Genomic DNA, 13198 nt, shown 5'->3' with positions numbered 1-13198 from the left:
ATCCGGTGGGGATTGGCGGACTTTATTGCAGCGCGGCCTCTTCCACCCTTGGACGCGACAGGCGTTCGGCGATTCCGCCGGCCAGCCATGCCGAATAGGCATCGCGGCCCTCCGGTCCCAGCATGCCGCTGCGGCAGAAGGTCGTCGTTTTGCGCGCCGAGTCGGGAAAACGCCACAACGGGAGGTCCGCCTGCCTGCTCAAGCGGTCGAGCGCCGCCGGCCGGTAGCCGTTCCCCGCGCCGTACAGCCGCTCCTCCACCGCCGCTGGGCGGGGCGGAAGCAGCAGGGCGATCCCGGCCCCGGCGGCGCGCGCCTGATCGGCGAAGCGGCGCACCCGCTCGAAGGCCGGCGCGTCGTCGTTCATCCGGACCGCGGCGTTGCGGGTCTCCACCCAGCGGTCGGCCCGGCGTTTGGCGGCGTCGTCGGTCCAGCCCTGCGGACCGACGGCGCGGCACGGCTTGGCGTATTGCAGGGCGCTCTGGTCGGGCAGGTAGGGGCGGCCCAGCATCGCCACGTCGGTCAGGTGCGAGCCGTAGCGGCGCAAGCCGTCGAGATCGCTGCGCTCCGCGAACAGCAGATCCACGTCCAGGAGGACCAGCGCCGGCTTCAGCTTCAGCACCTCGCTCAGCAGCGGCTCGAAGTCCTCGATCCGGGCGTGATCGTGGACGATGCGCAGGAAATGCAGGCTCTCAACCCCGTGCTCGGTCGCCAGCGCGGCCATGCCCGGCTCGTCCAGGGTGGCGTGGCGCAGCGCCGAGTCGCCCAGCGCCACCACCACGACGGGGGACAGGTCCCGCGCCGCCCGCTCCGCCGTGGCGGCGATGCGGTTGCTGTTGTACCAGGCGAAGGGCCGGTCGTGGAGGCTGTAGCCGGTCCAGAAGGCCCCCGCCGTCCCGGCCGCGAACAGGGCGGGGATCACCGCCAGCAGGATGATCCACAAACGCCGCGGCTTCGCTTGCGGCCCGGTCCGGTCCTTCCGGTGCTTTCGCGGTTCAACAGGCCCGGTCATGGTCCCTCTGCTCCTCCCAGCGGTGCGCCCGGCGACGCGCCCAAGCGATGCGCGGTGTCCGATGACTCAAACACTCCGGGAGGGAGCAGGGTCCCGTGCGCCGCCATGTTTTCCTATGACGAAGGGGGCATCCGTTCGGATCGTGCCGGAGTAGCCGGGTGCGGGCGCTTTCGTGTAGTCTTGCACGAAAGGCGAGGCACGCATCGAGGAACAGGATGAGCACCGAAATCCGCACCTTCATGATCCCCGACGCGAGCGCGGACGAGGCCCAAGGGCAACTCTCCTCCTTCCTGCGCGCGGTCGAGGTGCAACGCATCGAGACCGCCTACGCCGACGGCGCTTGGCGCATTCTCGTGCTCTACAAGGACCTGAAGCGCAAGGAGGAATCCCTCCAGATCGAGGCCGCGATCAACGCCGCCCTCAACGGTTGGCGGGACCGCGCGGCGGCTCGCGAAGGGCTGTCGCGCGACGCCGTGCTGCCGGACGAGCTGGTGCCGGAAATCGCTCGATTCGCCCCCACGACGGAGCGCGAGTTGTCCATCATCGTCGGCGCCCGCGACCTCGGCGTCGGTCACTTCGGGGGGGAGATCGTGCAGGTCGTCCGCGCGACCCTGGACGAACTGATCGACTGATCCGGCCGCTTTCCGGAATGGCATAGGCTGAAGGGCCAAGCGGCCATGTCCACTGTGCCGAAAAGAGAAGCCGGACCCGCCGTAAGCCCGATTCCAGACACGTCCACGCTGTGCCAGCATACCCTCGTAATTTGCGGCAATGCAGCATGGCGGGGGCCATGGACGGAACATCCGGATCGAGAAGCGGCGCTCCTGACTACCGCGCCATGGCGCGGGAACTGGAGGCGTTCAGCCGTCAGGCGGCGGAGCGCGCGGCGGCCACCGGCGACGGCAGCATGGACGACCTGGCGCAGCGGCTCGGACGCCACGCCGAACAGATCCGGCACGATCTGGCCGAAGCCCCGACGCGCCGGTTCGGCTGGCGCCTAGGCCTTCTCCACCTTCAGCAGAGTGCCCTCGGCGCCGACGATGCGGACGCGGGTGCCGGCGGGGAGGTCGGGTCCTTCGACGGTCCAAAGCCCGTCGCCGATCTGCGCCCGGCCCCGGCCGTTGACGATGGGCCCGTCCAGCGTGTGCAGCGTCCCGATGTATTGCGCCGTCCGGCGGTTCAGATGCGGCGTGTGCGTCGTATGCGCTGATCCGCGGGACAGGAACCGCGTTCCGGCCAGCGCGGCGATGGCGAGCAGGGCGAACAACAGCCCCTGATGCTCCCACGGCAAGGACGGCCAGACCAGGAGCACCAGCCCGACCAGTGCCGCGGCGCCGCCCAGCCAGAGAAAGGCGGCTCCCGGCGCCACCGTCTCCAGCGCGCCCAGCAGCACGGCCAGAACCCACCAGTGCCAGAATTCGATCATCGCGGGTCCGCCTTCGGAGTTTCGCCTGATCTTACGACCCCGGCGGCGTTGGTGCATCGCTCCTGTTCGGTTCCTCGCGATTCCAGGGTCCGCGCGGCGCGTCGGTCGCCGGTGGGCGCGGCACCTGCGGCGGAACGGAGGGTGTTCCGGAACTCGGCGGCCGGTTCGGGAAGGCTTCGCGGGCGATCTCCGCGATGCCGCCGATGGCGCCGATCACGTTGGCGGCCTCCAGCGGCATGAACAGCACCTTCTGGTTCGGCGCCGCGGCCACCGCGGTCAGGGCGTCCATATAGCGCTGGGCGACGAAGTAATTGATGGCCTGGACGCTGCCCCCGGCGATGGCGTCGGACACCAGCCGGGTGGCCTCGGCCTCCGCCTGGGCGGAGCGCTCGCGCGCCTCGGCGTCGCGGAAGGCCGCCTCGCGCCGGCCCTCGGCCTGGAGGATGGCCGCCTGCTTGGCGCCCTCCGCCCGCAGGATGGCCGCTTGGCGCTGACCCTCCGCCTCCAGGATGGAGGCGCGGCGGTCGCGCTCCGCCTTCATCTGGCGGGCCATGCTGTCCACGAGGTCGCGCGGCGGCTGGATGTCGCGGATCTCGATGCGCGTCACCTTGACGCCCCAGGGGCTGGTCGCCTCGTCCACCACGCCCAGCAGACGGGCGTTGATCTGGTCGCGTTGCGACAGCAGTTCGTCCAGGTCCATCGAGCCCATGACCGTGCGGGTGTTGGTCATGGTCAGGTTCAGGATCGCCAACTCCAGGTTGTTGACCTCGTACGAGGCCTTGGCGGCGTCGATCACCTGGAAGAAGACCACGCCGTCCGCCGTGACCATGGCGTTGTCGCGGGTGATGACCTCCTGCGAGGGCACGTCGAGCACCGTCTCCATCATGCTCTGCTTGCGCCCGATCCGGTCGACCAGCGGCAGTATCAGATGCAGGCCCGGCTGAAGCGTGCGGGTGTAGCGCCCGAACCGCTCCACCGTCCATTCCTGACCCTGCGCCACCGTCCGCACGCCCAGCAGAACCAGCGCGAGTGCGAAGATCAGGAGCGCGATGACGAAGAGCGTCAAGCCGCTGACCACCATCACCCCACCTCCCATCCGGTCGTTTCCTCCCTCGGACCATGCCACGGCGGGGCCGCCCCGGCCAGAGCTACAGCGGCTACAGCATCAGCCCAGCAGGGCGCCGATCGGCTTCAGCGGCTCGTGCGCGTCGAACAGGATCTTCAGGATCGCCAGGATCGGCACCGCAAGCAGGGCGCCGGGGATGCCCCACATCCAGCCCCAGAACAGGATGGACACGAACACCGCGATGGGATTCAGCGCCAGCCGCCGCCCGACGATCATCGGGGTCATGAAGTTGCCCTCCATCATCGTCAGCGCCACGAAGGTCAGCGGCGGCCCGAGGATGTGCGCGCCCCCGTCGAAGGTGAGCGCCGACACCAGGAACAGAACCGCCGTCATCACCGCCGGCCCGATGAAGGGGACGTAGTTGATGAGCCCGGCGAGCGTTCCCCACAGCGCCGCGTTGGGCACCCCCCACAGCCACATCGCCAGCGTCGTCGCAAGGCCGAGGCCGATGTTGATGACCGTGATGGTCGCCAGATAGGCGGCGATGTTCTGCTGCACCGTGGCGGCGACCATGGCGTAATGCACGCGGTCGTCGACGTCGCTCATCGTGCCGATCAGCGCCTCCAGGCTCTGCCGCCCGCGGGCCAGGAAGAAATAGAGCAGCACCTGAAGGATCACCACGTTGGCGATCACCGCCTCGGCCTGGTGCAGCACCTGTTCGGCCAGCGACGGGCCGCGCACCACCACCTCCCGCGCCGTGCCGTTGCGGTCGGAGGCCATCTGCTCGATCTGGCGGGAGGCTTCGCGGGCGCGCTCGATGCCCTCGCGGATGTCGCCCAGCTTGAACTCCAGCTCATGGACCACGCGGGGCATCCGGTTGACCCATTCGGTGGCCGGGGTCGCCAGCGTGTAGATGGCCCCGAGCCCGGCGCCGAACACCGTGATCACCACCACCGCCGCGCCCAGCGCCTCCGGCAGGCCAAGCCGGTAGAGGCCGCGCACGCAGGGCCGCAGCAGAAGGCTCATGATCAGCGCCAGCATGATCGGCAGAAGCACGTCACGCCCGAAATACAGCGTGAACAGCAGCGCGATGACGAACAGCCCCACCACCGCCACCCGCGCGGGGTCGCGGGGATTCCGGGCCGGCGGCAGGGGCTCGGTCACCGGCTCCGGCGGCGGGGTCAGGGGCGGATCGATCGTGCGGTCGCTCATCGGGGGCAGGCACTCCGGGAGTAGCGGGCCGGGGGGCGCTTGACGGCGCCGGACCCCCGCCCGATTTAGGGGTATTCCAGGACCGCGCCCACGCGGCCCCGCTTCGCGATGACCGGAGTTCCACGAGATGCGCAGCCCGTTCCCTTCGATAAACATCCGCCGCGGCCTGATGGTCCTGGCGCTATCCGTGCTGCCACCGATGGCCGCCTCCACCGCTGCTTTGGCCGAGGACCTCGTCGTTGGGCGCTTCTCCAACGACTGGACCGGCAACGGGCTTCAGGTGCAGGCGGTCGAGGACCCGAAGGTGAAGGGCATCACCTGCCATCTGGTGGATTTCGACCGCAGCGTGCTCGACCGGCTGACCAAGGGGAACTGGTTCGAGGACCCGTCCAACGCCTCCATCGCCTGCCGGCGCACCGGGCCGCTGGTGATCGGCGACATCGAACTGTCGCAGAAAGGCGAGGAGGTCTTCTCCGAGCGAAAGAGCCTGATCTTCAAGTCCATCGCCATCCGCCGCATCTACGACCGGGTGAACGACACGCTGATTTATGTGGTCTACAGCCGGCAGGTGAAGGACGCCTCGGCGAAGATGTCCATCTCTAGCGTGCCGCTGATCGATACGAACCCTCAATGGGAAAAGGGTAAGCCTGCCGTGAAATGATCGGATGGCTTGCAATCGGGCGGACGCGGCGCCATCATCAGGCTTGGGAGGCCGGGGCCGGAATCCCCCGCCTCCCGGCCCGATCACTGCCGGTTCAGAAGATCAAGGATTGCCTTGACGATCTGAAGCAGCAGGATCAGGAGACCGAGGATTTCCTTCATCCTCCGAGCCTCCTTGTTGAGCGGCGGGGTGATGGCCACCCATCACCCGTCCGCGCCTCCACCTCGCACGGTGTGCGGGACGGGCGCAACGGAAACTCCACAGATGCGTGTGCGGCGGATTGGCCGGCCGAGCCCCTGGCGATTCGTCAGGTCTTGCCGCGGCGGGACCGCCACTTGCGCCACAGCAGGTAAAAGCCGGGCGCCAGCGTCACGATCAGGATGATGCGCACCATGTGGTGGGTGGCGACCAGCGCCACGTCGATGTTCAGCGCCAGCGCGACCAGCGTCATCTCCGCCAGCCCGCCCGGCGCGAAGGCGAGAATCAGCGCGGCCAGCCCCAGCCCCGTCGCCTCGTCCACCATCCAGGCCGCCGCCATGGTGACCAGCAGCATCAGCCCGGTGAGCCCCAGCGCGGTCAGCCCGTCGCGCCCGATGCGGCGAATGTTCAGCCCGGTGAAGCGGCAGCCCAGCGATGCGCCGATCACCACCTGGGCGGCGGCGACCAGCACGCCCGGCGGCTTGCCCTCGGTCAGCCCGGCGAGGTGGATCGCGGCGGACAGCAGCATCGGCCCGACGATCTGGGCGGCGGGGATGCGCAGCAGCTTCGCCAGGGGATAGCCCAGCGCGCAGGCGGACAGCAGCGCCACGTCCAGCGGGGCGAGCGACAGCAGGGGCGGGCCGAGCGCGCCGCGCCGCGCCGGGTCGTACAGCCCCAGCGCCTGGAAGGCGAAGGGGATGACCAGCACCACCAGCATCACCCGCAGCGCGTGGGACAGCGCCATGGTCCGGCTGTCGCCGCCCATCTGGGTGCCGACCATCACCATCTCGTTCAGCCCGCCGGGCGTGGCGGTGAAGAAGGCGGTCGGCGGGTCCAGCCGGGCGGCGCGGCGCAGATACTGCACCCCGAGCGTGGTCGCCAGCACGAGATAGACGGCCAGCGCCCCCAGAGACAGGCTCCATTCGCCGAGCCGCCCCAGGATGTCCGGGGTGAAGCCGCTGCCCAGCATCACGCCGAGGATCATGATCATGGCGTTGCGCAGCGGCTTCGGCACATGCAGCGCGACACCGGCCATGGCGGCGACGGTGGTGGCGGTCATGGCGCCGATCATCCAGGCCAGCGGCAGATGGAAAAAGCTGAACAGCGCGCCCCCCGCCGTCCCCAGAGCGAGGGCGAGCGCGAAGGGCCGAAGCCCCGGTCCGATGGTCATGCCGTCCGTGATCCCGCCGTCACGGGACGATCCGCCCCAGCCGGACGGCGGTCTGCCCGGATTTGGGACGCCGCGCCGGCATGATGAGCACGCAGTCGTCGTAGGGCGTCACGATCGGGCGGTTGCCGTCATGGCCCAGAACCGTCCCGGCGCGGGGAATGACCTCCATCCCCACATAGGGCTGGTCGAAGAAGAACTCGTCGGTTTCCGCGGTCACCGCCTCGGTCACCTCGACGGTTCGTTGCGGATCGGGGTGGCGGCGGATGTGGCGGTCGGCCAGCGACGGGTCGATCATCTCCTGGGCGAGCAGGAAACGCATGGCGCTTTCCAGGGCGACCAGCGCCGTCTCAACCCGCCAGTGCTGCCCGCATTCGACCAGGATGGCGGTGCGCCGCCCGTCCGCCGCGGCGAAATCCGCGTAGTCGATCACCCGCCGCCCCGCCGCGTGCCCCTCGTCCGCGACGACCCAGGCCGGGTAACCGAGCCGGCGGGCCAGTGCGCGGGCACGCTCCGTCCGTCCGCACAGCGTCAGGGGCGGTGTGTCCGCCGTCATGGAATGCAGATCGAGTATGACGTCCGCCGCGTCGAACACGGGGCGGAGCTGCCGGGCGCGGCGCAGTTCCACACTGTCGCGCGGGCCGTCCAGGACCTCCGGCGACCAGACGCGGTTCATGTCCTCGTCGACGAAGCGTGAGGCGTAGGGCCGCTCGGCGTCGAAACCGCGATAGGCGGCGGTGTTGGCGAAGACCAGCGTCAGCCGTCCGCGTGTTGGCTTGACGCCCATACGGAACAGCCGGTCCATCGCCACCGCGCCGCCGATCTCGTTGCCGTGAATCAGCGAGACAATGACCGCTTGCGGGCCGGGTCGCCCGGACTCCAGCGTCGTGACATGGTCGATGCCGGTGTTTCCACGACGGTAGGGGCCGATGTCCGGCGGCGTCAATTCGATCGGTGGCAGGGATTCGGTCAAGCGGATCTCGCCTCTGCGGGTCTGGCCGATGCCGGGCGCTTTCGCCGAATGGTCAGTATGGCGGAGAGTCCGGCGGTGCGCCAGCCCCGCCATGTCCGCTCGACCATCCTGTCCTTAGCCTTGCCGGTGCCCTACCGGTGTATGACGGTTTTTGGTCGACGGACACCCGGCCATCGTCTATACCCGAATCCATCCGCCGCAGCGCCATGCTATGCCCTCCGGGCAGGTGCCGTGGTGCGTCGGCGCAGTTGGTACACCGGGGTCAGCCATGAGTTTCGTGATCGAGGACGTGCTCGTCCGCAACGATCCGATCGTCCCGCGCCTGCCGGTGTTCTTCGATTCACCGCACAGCGGCACCGTCTACCCGCGCGACTTCGCCTTCGTCTGCCCGCTGTCGACCTTGCGGCAGGCCGAGGACACCCATGTGGACGAGCTGTTCGCCCACGCACCGGAGCATGGCGCGACGCTGCTCTGCGCCCTGTTCCCGCGCACCTACATCGACGCGAACCGGGCCATCGACGACATCGACCCGGCGCTTCTCGACGGGCGCTGGCCGGAACCGCTGCGCCCGACGGAGAAGAGCGCCGCCGGCATGGGGCTGATCCGCACGCTGTGCCGTCCGGGGATGCCGCTCTACGACGGGCGGCTGTCGGTGGCCGAGGTGGCGGAGCGCATCAACCGTTACTACCGGCCCTATCATTTCCAGGTCGCCAGCGTGATGGACGATCTGGCCGCGCGGTTCGGCGCCGTCTGGCACGTCGACTGCCATTCGATGCCCTCCGCGGTCGGGCCGGGGGCGGCGCACAGGCTGGGCATGGATTTCGTGCTGGGCGACCGCGACGGCACCAGCTGCGAACCGGGCTTTACCGCCCTGGTCGAGCAGGTGCTGACCGGGCTCGGCTACAAGGTCACGCGGAACCATCCCTTCAAGGGGGTCGAGCTGGTGTCCCGCCATTCCAACCCGGCGCGGGGCCGCCATTCCCTCCAGCTCGAGATCAACCGCCGGCTCTACATGAACGAGGAAACGCTGGAGCGGAACGAGGGTTTCGCCCGGCTCCAGGCCGACCTGACCACTTTGACCCGCCGCATCTGCGCCCATGCGCAGGCCAGCACCGCGCGCCGCGCCGCCGAGTAAGGGCCAAGCCGGAGAAGGGCATTACGGCGAGAACTGCTCCTTCAGAATCCGCTCCTCGAAGTTCAGCTCCGGGTCGAACAGCAGGGTCAGCGTGACGTCGCGGGCCTCCTCCACGTCGACGCGGATGACCTCGCGCACCTCGGTCGAGTCGGCCACGGCGCTGACCGGGCGCTTGACCTCCTCAAGGATATCCACAGTGATCTTGGAGCTGTGGGGCAGCAGCGCGCCGCGCCACCGCCGCGGCCGGAAGGAGCTGATCGGCGTCAGCGCCAGCACCCCGGCGCCCAGCGGGATGATCGGGCCGTGGGCCGACAGGTTGTAGGCGGTGCTGCCGGCGGGGGTGGCGACCAGCACGCCGTCGCAGATCAGCTCCGGCAGGCGGACCACCCCGTCCACGGTGATGCGCAGCTTCGAGGCCTGCCGCGTCTCGCGCAGCATCGACACCTCGTTGATGCCCAGCGCCTCAATCTGCTCGCCGTTGCAGCGGGTGGCCCTCATGCGCAGGGGGTGCAGCTTGACGCTCTGGGCGCTGGCCAGCCGCTCGGCCAGCTCGTCCTCGCGGAAGACGTTCAGCAGGAAGCCGACCGATCCCCGGTTCATGCCGTAGACCGGCGGCGGGTTCTGCCCGTCGCGCTTCAGCGCGCGGTGCAGCGTTTCCAGCAGGAAACCGTCGCCGCCCAGCGCGACGATGACGTCGGCATCCTCCATCGGCGCGTTGCCGTAGCGGTGGACCAGCCGGGTGCGCGCGCGCATCGCCTCTTCCGTGTTCGCCCCGCAGAAGGCGATGCGGAGGTCGGCGGGCTTGCGGGCCGAGGAATCGGGTGCCAGCGGGTCCAGGGTCGGATCGGCGGGCAGCTTGGCGGCGGTTTCGGTCATGTCCGGAGGACCATAGCGCAGGATGCCCGGTTGCAGAAGGCCGCTGCGGTCGAGGAGGGGCGCGCCGTTTTCGGACGCACGGCCACACGCAACCCGCTCACCCTCCCCGCGCCTGAGGCGCGAGGGCGCTCGGTTGCGGGCGGATCATCCGCCGGTCACGCTCATGTGCCGGGGCACCGCCGGCCCCTTGTGGCGGCGGTCGATGATGAAGTCGTGGCCCTTGGGCTTGCGGGCGATGGCGTCGCGCACCGCCTGGACCAGCAGCCCGTCGTCGTCGCTGAGGCGCAGCGGGGTTCGCAGGTCGGCGGCGTCCTCCTGGCCTAGGCACATGAAGAGGGTGCCGGTGCAGGTCAGCCGCACGCGGTTGCAGCTTTCGCAGAAATTGTGGGTCAGCGGCGTGATGAAGCCGATGCGCCCGCCGGTCTCCGCCACCCGCACATAACGGGCCGGGCCGCCGGTGCGGTAGTCGATCTCGTCCAGCGTCCAGCGCTTGGCCAGCTCCGCCCGCACGAGGCTGAGCGGCAGATACTGGTCGAGCCGCGCCTCGTCGCCGATCTCGCCCATCGGCATGACCTCGATGAAGGTCAGGTCGAAGCCCTGCTCGCCGCACCAGCCGACCAGCCGGTGGAACTCGTCGTCGTTCACGCCCTTCAGCGCGACCGTGTTGATCTTGACCTGGAGCCCCGCCTCCTTGGCGGCCTGGAGCCCGCCGAGCACCTTGTCCAGCCGGCCCCAGCGGGTGATCGCCTGGAACTTGTGGGGGTCGAGCGTGTCCAGCGACACGTTGATCCGGCGCACCCCGGCCTCCACCAGATCGCCGGCATACTTGAACAGCATCGTGCCGTTGGTGGTCAGCGTCAGCTCGTCGAGGTCGCCGGCCTTCACATGGCGGCCCAAGCTGTGGATCAGCTCGTGGATGCCCTTGCGGACCAGCGGCTCGCCGCCGGTCAGGCGCAGCTTGCGGGTGCCCAGCTTGACGAAGGCGGAGCAGACACGGTCGATCTCCTCCAGAGTCAGCACCTCCGCCTTGGGCAGGAAGCTCATGTCCTCCGCCATGCAGTAGACGCAGCGGAGGTCGCAGCGGTCGGTGACGGACACGCGCAGATAGCTGACGGTCCGCCCGAAAGGATCGACGAGCGGGGCGGCGGCGGTCGGCGGAACGGTCGTCATCGTCAGGCTTCTCCCCAAGGGGGTCCGTATCGTGCAGTCCGGGCGGCGATTATGACCCCGAACCCGATCCTGATATATAGGTCCGAGTTGCGGATTTTTCGCCACCTGGAATTTCAGGCGCAGCAGACCACGGAGCGCGGCGCCGGGACTTGACGGGGATCAAATCCCGACACCGTGCGCGTTCCGGCGGCGGCGCTCAGTGGATGCTGCCGCCGTCCGGGCCACCGTCCTTGCCGTTTTGGGCCAGTTCCCGCTCGCGCAGATAGTCTTCGGTCGTGCGCGGCGTACGCGGGGCGCCGAGCGCGAAGGGCGAGTCGCCCCGCTCGAACTGGTCCACGACGCGACAATCGCCGCACATGCGCATGCGGTCGGCGGCTTCCGGCGTGGCGAACATGGCGTGCCGCCCGGCCAGCACCGCGACGATCTTGTCGATGGAGGACTTGGTGGCGAAGGGCTTGCCGCACTTGACGCAGCAGAAGGGCTCCTCCTCCTTCAGCACCCTGGCGCCGCGGGCGCTGTCGCGGAAATCGATCTCCGGGACCAAAGCGATGACCTTCTCCGGACAGGTGGTCTTGCACAGGCCGCACTGCACGCAGGCGTCCTGCGAGAAGGACAGCATCGGCTTGTCGGCGTTGTCGAGCAACGCCCCGGTCGGGCAGGCGCCAACGCAGGACAGGCAGAGCGTGCAGCCTTCCACCGTCACCTGCACCCGGCCGAAGGGCGCGCCCGGCGGCAGCGGCAGGACCTCCACCGGCTCCGGCGCGACCTTGTGCAGGTGGCGCAGCGCCAGCATGGTGACGGTGCGCTTGCCGCCCATCGGCAGGAACGAGCCGGGGGCGGGGGCATCCCCGCGGGGCAGGCTCCACAGCTCGGCGGCGACCGCGTCGGGGTCCTGGGCGTCGATGATCGACACCCGGCCGGAGCCGTAGCCCAGGCCGGCCATCGCCGTCTCGGCCAGACCGATCTGGCTGGCCAGCCCCGCCGTCTCGCCCACGTTGCCCGGCCCGACCAGAACGCGCACCCGCGCCGCGCCATAGGCGAGCGCCGCCGCGAACACGTCGAAGCCGAGCTGCGTCACCTCGTTCACCGCAAAGGGCAGCACGCGGGCCGGCAGGCCGCGCCCGTACCGCGCGATCAGCGAGATCATCTCGTCGCCGTGCCGCGGGTCGTGGACGAGCAGCACTGGCTCCGTCCCGCCGGCCTTGGCGTAGGAGGACAGAAGCGTACGCAGCCGCTCGTAGACGGTCTGGAGCGGCGGCAGGGCGTAGGTGCTGGCCCCCGTCGGGCAGACCGAGGCGCAGGAACCGCAGCCGGCGCAGATGTGCGGGTCGATCGCCACATGGTCGCCGTTCGGCGTGATGGCGCCGGTCGGGCAGACGTCCAGGCAGCGGGTGCAGCCGGTCTTGCGGCTGCGCGAATGGGCGCAGAGGTCGGGCTTGAAATCGATGTAGCGCGGCTTCTCGAACTCGCCGACCAGATCGGCGGCCTCGAACACCGCCTTGGCGACGGCGGCCGGGCTGTCCGGGTCCGGGCGCAGGTAGCCGTCGCGCTTCCCGTGCGCCGGGAACAGCGGCGCCCCGCCGGTCAGGTCCACGATGACGTCGCAGCGCGAGGCGGCGCCCTGCCGCGGCGGCTCGAAGCCGAGGACGGCGCGCGAGGCCGGGATGGCCGGGGCGTAGTCGTCGACCACGATCTCGAAATTGCCGAGCCAGCCCTTGGCGGCGCGGATGGTGCCCTTGAACACCGGCACGTCCATGACGCGCGGCGGGGCGACGTCCTTCGGGGACTTCAGCAGCACGGTGACGTTCAGGCTGCCGGACAGCTGCCGGGCCACCTCGATGGCGCGCTCGTCGGTGCCGTAGACCAGCGCGGTGCCTTCCGACGCCAGGGTGATGGTGCCGGTCGGCGGGATGTCCATCGCCGCCTCGGCCAGCAGCGCGGCGATCTTCGGCCCGGCCAGCGCGCCCTCGTCCGACCAGCCGGCGCGCTCGCGGATGTTGGTGAAGGCGAGGGAGATGTCCGGATTGTCGGCGTCAGGATTATCCTGGGCCGCGATCTCCGCGAACAGCGGGGCCTCCTGGGTGCAGGCGACGAGCAGGGGAGCGCCATCCGCCACGCGCGCCTCGAACCGGTCGAGTTGGGTGCGGCAGAGCTGGGTTGCGACGGACAGGTCGCCCTCGGCCCCAGCCGCGGCGCCGCAGGCCCTGGCCAACGCCTTGCCGTCGAGCGCCATGCTGTGGGCGCAATCGCAGACGAGCACCGTCCGGCCGTTGATCTTCATCGCTTCCAACCCCTTGCCCTGAA

At 69.8% G+C, this 13198-nt stretch carries 12 protein-coding genes; 3 read left to right on the top strand and 9 right to left on the bottom strand.

Annotated elements, in window-relative coordinates; genetic code table 11:
* Positions 1-22: 22 nt before the first annotated feature.
* Positions 23-1009 (bottom strand): hypothetical protein, encoded by a 987-nt coding sequence (locus tag JJL56_RS05770; RefSeq protein WP_200484513.1) that lies wholly within the window; start codon positions 1007-1009, stop codon positions 23-25.
* A gap of 215 nt (positions 1010-1224) precedes the next feature.
* On the opposite strand from JJL56_RS05770, the gene JJL56_RS05765 reads away from it, so the two are divergent.
* On the top strand, positions 1225-1641 hold the full coding sequence (locus tag JJL56_RS05765; RefSeq protein ID WP_145622668.1) for an HRDC domain-containing protein: 417 nt from the start codon (positions 1225-1227) through the stop codon (positions 1639-1641).
* Positions 1642-2006: 365 nt separating this feature from the next.
* On the opposite strand, the gene JJL56_RS05760 is transcribed toward JJL56_RS05765, so the two are convergent.
* The 3 genes from JJL56_RS05760 to JJL56_RS05750 all read right to left on the bottom strand — a co-directional run bounded on the left by JJL56_RS05760 (position 2007) and on the right by JJL56_RS05750 (position 4713).
* Positions 2007-2435, bottom strand: coding sequence for an NfeD family protein (locus tag JJL56_RS05760; RefSeq protein ID WP_145622666.1), 429 nt, complete (start codon positions 2433-2435; stop codon positions 2007-2009).
* A gap of 31 nt (positions 2436-2466) precedes the next feature.
* Positions 2467-3516, bottom strand: coding sequence for an SPFH domain-containing protein (locus tag JJL56_RS05755; protein WP_247890960.1), 1050 nt, complete (start codon positions 3514-3516; stop codon positions 2467-2469).
* Positions 3517-3600: 84 nt separating this feature from the next.
* Positions 3601-4713, bottom strand: a complete 1113-nt coding sequence (locus tag JJL56_RS05750) for an AI-2E family transporter (protein WP_200484510.1) — start codon at positions 4711-4713, stop codon at positions 3601-3603.
* A 127-nt stretch (positions 4714-4840) separates the two neighbouring features.
* On the opposite strand from JJL56_RS05750, the gene JJL56_RS05745 reads away from it, so the two are divergent.
* Complete coding sequence (locus JJL56_RS05745) at positions 4841-5374, top strand: CreA family protein (RefSeq protein ID WP_145622660.1); 534 nt, start codon at positions 4841-4843, stop codon at positions 5372-5374.
* A gap of 307 nt (positions 5375-5681) precedes the next feature.
* Here JJL56_RS05745 and JJL56_RS05740 read toward each other — a convergent pair whose 3' ends face one another.
* Both JJL56_RS05740 and JJL56_RS05735 read right to left on the bottom strand, forming a co-directional pair.
* Positions 5682-6743 carry an AbrB family transcriptional regulator gene (locus JJL56_RS05740; RefSeq protein ID WP_200484508.1) on the bottom strand — a complete coding sequence of 354 codons (1062 nt, stop codon included), beginning with the start codon at positions 6741-6743 and terminating at the stop codon, positions 5682-5684.
* A 19-nt stretch (positions 6744-6762) separates the two neighbouring features.
* Positions 6763-7713 carry a M14 family metallopeptidase gene (locus JJL56_RS05735; RefSeq protein WP_247890959.1) on the bottom strand — a complete coding sequence of 317 codons (951 nt, stop codon included), beginning with the start codon at positions 7711-7713 and terminating at the stop codon, positions 6763-6765.
* 268 nt (positions 7714-7981) lie between these two features.
* Here JJL56_RS05735 and JJL56_RS05730 point away from each other — a divergent pair, with 268 nt between their 5' ends.
* On the top strand, positions 7982-8848 hold the full coding sequence (locus JJL56_RS05730; RefSeq protein ID WP_200484506.1) for an N-formylglutamate amidohydrolase: 867 nt from the start codon (positions 7982-7984) through the stop codon (positions 8846-8848).
* Between the two features lie 21 nt (positions 8849-8869).
* On the opposite strand, the gene JJL56_RS05725 is transcribed toward JJL56_RS05730, so the two are convergent.
* The 3 genes from JJL56_RS05725 to JJL56_RS05715 all read right to left on the bottom strand — a co-directional run bounded on the left by JJL56_RS05725 (position 8870) and on the right by JJL56_RS05715 (position 13175).
* Positions 8870-9724: an NAD kinase gene (locus JJL56_RS05725; RefSeq protein ID WP_145622651.1), complete on the bottom strand. Its 855-nt coding sequence runs from the start codon at positions 9722-9724 to the stop codon at positions 8870-8872.
* Between the two features lie 144 nt (positions 9725-9868).
* Entirely contained in the window at positions 9869-10894 is a 1026-nt protein-coding gene (gene moaA, locus JJL56_RS05720; protein WP_145622648.1) for a GTP 3',8-cyclase MoaA, read from the bottom strand.
* Between the two features lie 196 nt (positions 10895-11090).
* Complete coding sequence (locus JJL56_RS05715; RefSeq protein WP_200484504.1) at positions 11091-13175, bottom strand: 4Fe-4S binding protein; 2085 nt, start codon at positions 13173-13175, stop codon at positions 11091-11093.
* Between the last annotated feature and the right edge of the window lie 23 nt (positions 13176-13198).

The sequence above is a fragment of the Azospirillum aestuarii genome (assembly GCF_016632405.1).
In the GTDB taxonomy this organism is placed as follows: Bacteria; Pseudomonadota; Alphaproteobacteria; order Azospirillales; family Azospirillaceae; genus Azospirillum; species Azospirillum aestuarii.
Note: the sequence above shows the minus strand (reverse complement) of the source record. Positions and strands in the feature narration are given on the sequence as shown.

Excerpts from the sequence above, each read along its gene's own strand:
- JJL56_RS05760 (WP_145622666.1), bottom strand. The coding sequence starts at position 2,435 with ATGATCGAATTCTGGCACTGGTGGGTTCTGGCCGTGCTGCTGGGCGCG.
- JJL56_RS05730 (WP_200484506.1), top strand. The coding sequence starts at position 7,982 with ATGAGTTTCGTGATCGAGGACGTGCTCGTCCGCAACGATCCGATCGTC.
- JJL56_RS05745 (WP_145622660.1), top strand. The coding sequence starts at position 4,841 with ATGCGCAGCCCGTTCCCTTCGATAAACATCCGCCGCGGCCTGATGGTC.
- JJL56_RS05715 (WP_200484504.1), bottom strand. The coding sequence starts at position 13,175 with ATGAAGATCAACGGCCGGACGGTGCTCGTCTGCGATTGCGCCCACAGC.
- JJL56_RS05750 (WP_200484510.1), bottom strand. The coding sequence starts at position 4,713 with ATGAGCGACCGCACGATCGATCCGCCCCTGACCCCGCCGCCGGAGCCG.
- JJL56_RS05725 (WP_145622651.1), bottom strand. The coding sequence starts at position 9,724 with ATGACCGAAACCGCCGCCAAGCTGCCCGCCGATCCGACCCTGGACCCG.
- JJL56_RS05740 (WP_200484508.1), bottom strand. The coding sequence starts at position 6,743 with ATGACCATCGGACCGGGGCTTCGGCCCTTCGCGCTCGCCCTCGCTCTG.
- moaA (WP_145622648.1), bottom strand. The coding sequence starts at position 10,894 with ATGACGACCGTTCCGCCGACCGCCGCCGCCCCGCTCGTCGATCCTTTC.
- JJL56_RS05765 (WP_145622668.1), top strand. The coding sequence starts at position 1,225 with ATGAGCACCGAAATCCGCACCTTCATGATCCCCGACGCGAGCGCGGAC.
- JJL56_RS05770 (WP_200484513.1), bottom strand. The coding sequence starts at position 1,009 with ATGACCGGGCCTGTTGAACCGCGAAAGCACCGGAAGGACCGGACCGGG.
- JJL56_RS05755 (WP_247890960.1), bottom strand. The coding sequence starts at position 3,516 with ATGGTGGTCAGCGGCTTGACGCTCTTCGTCATCGCGCTCCTGATCTTC.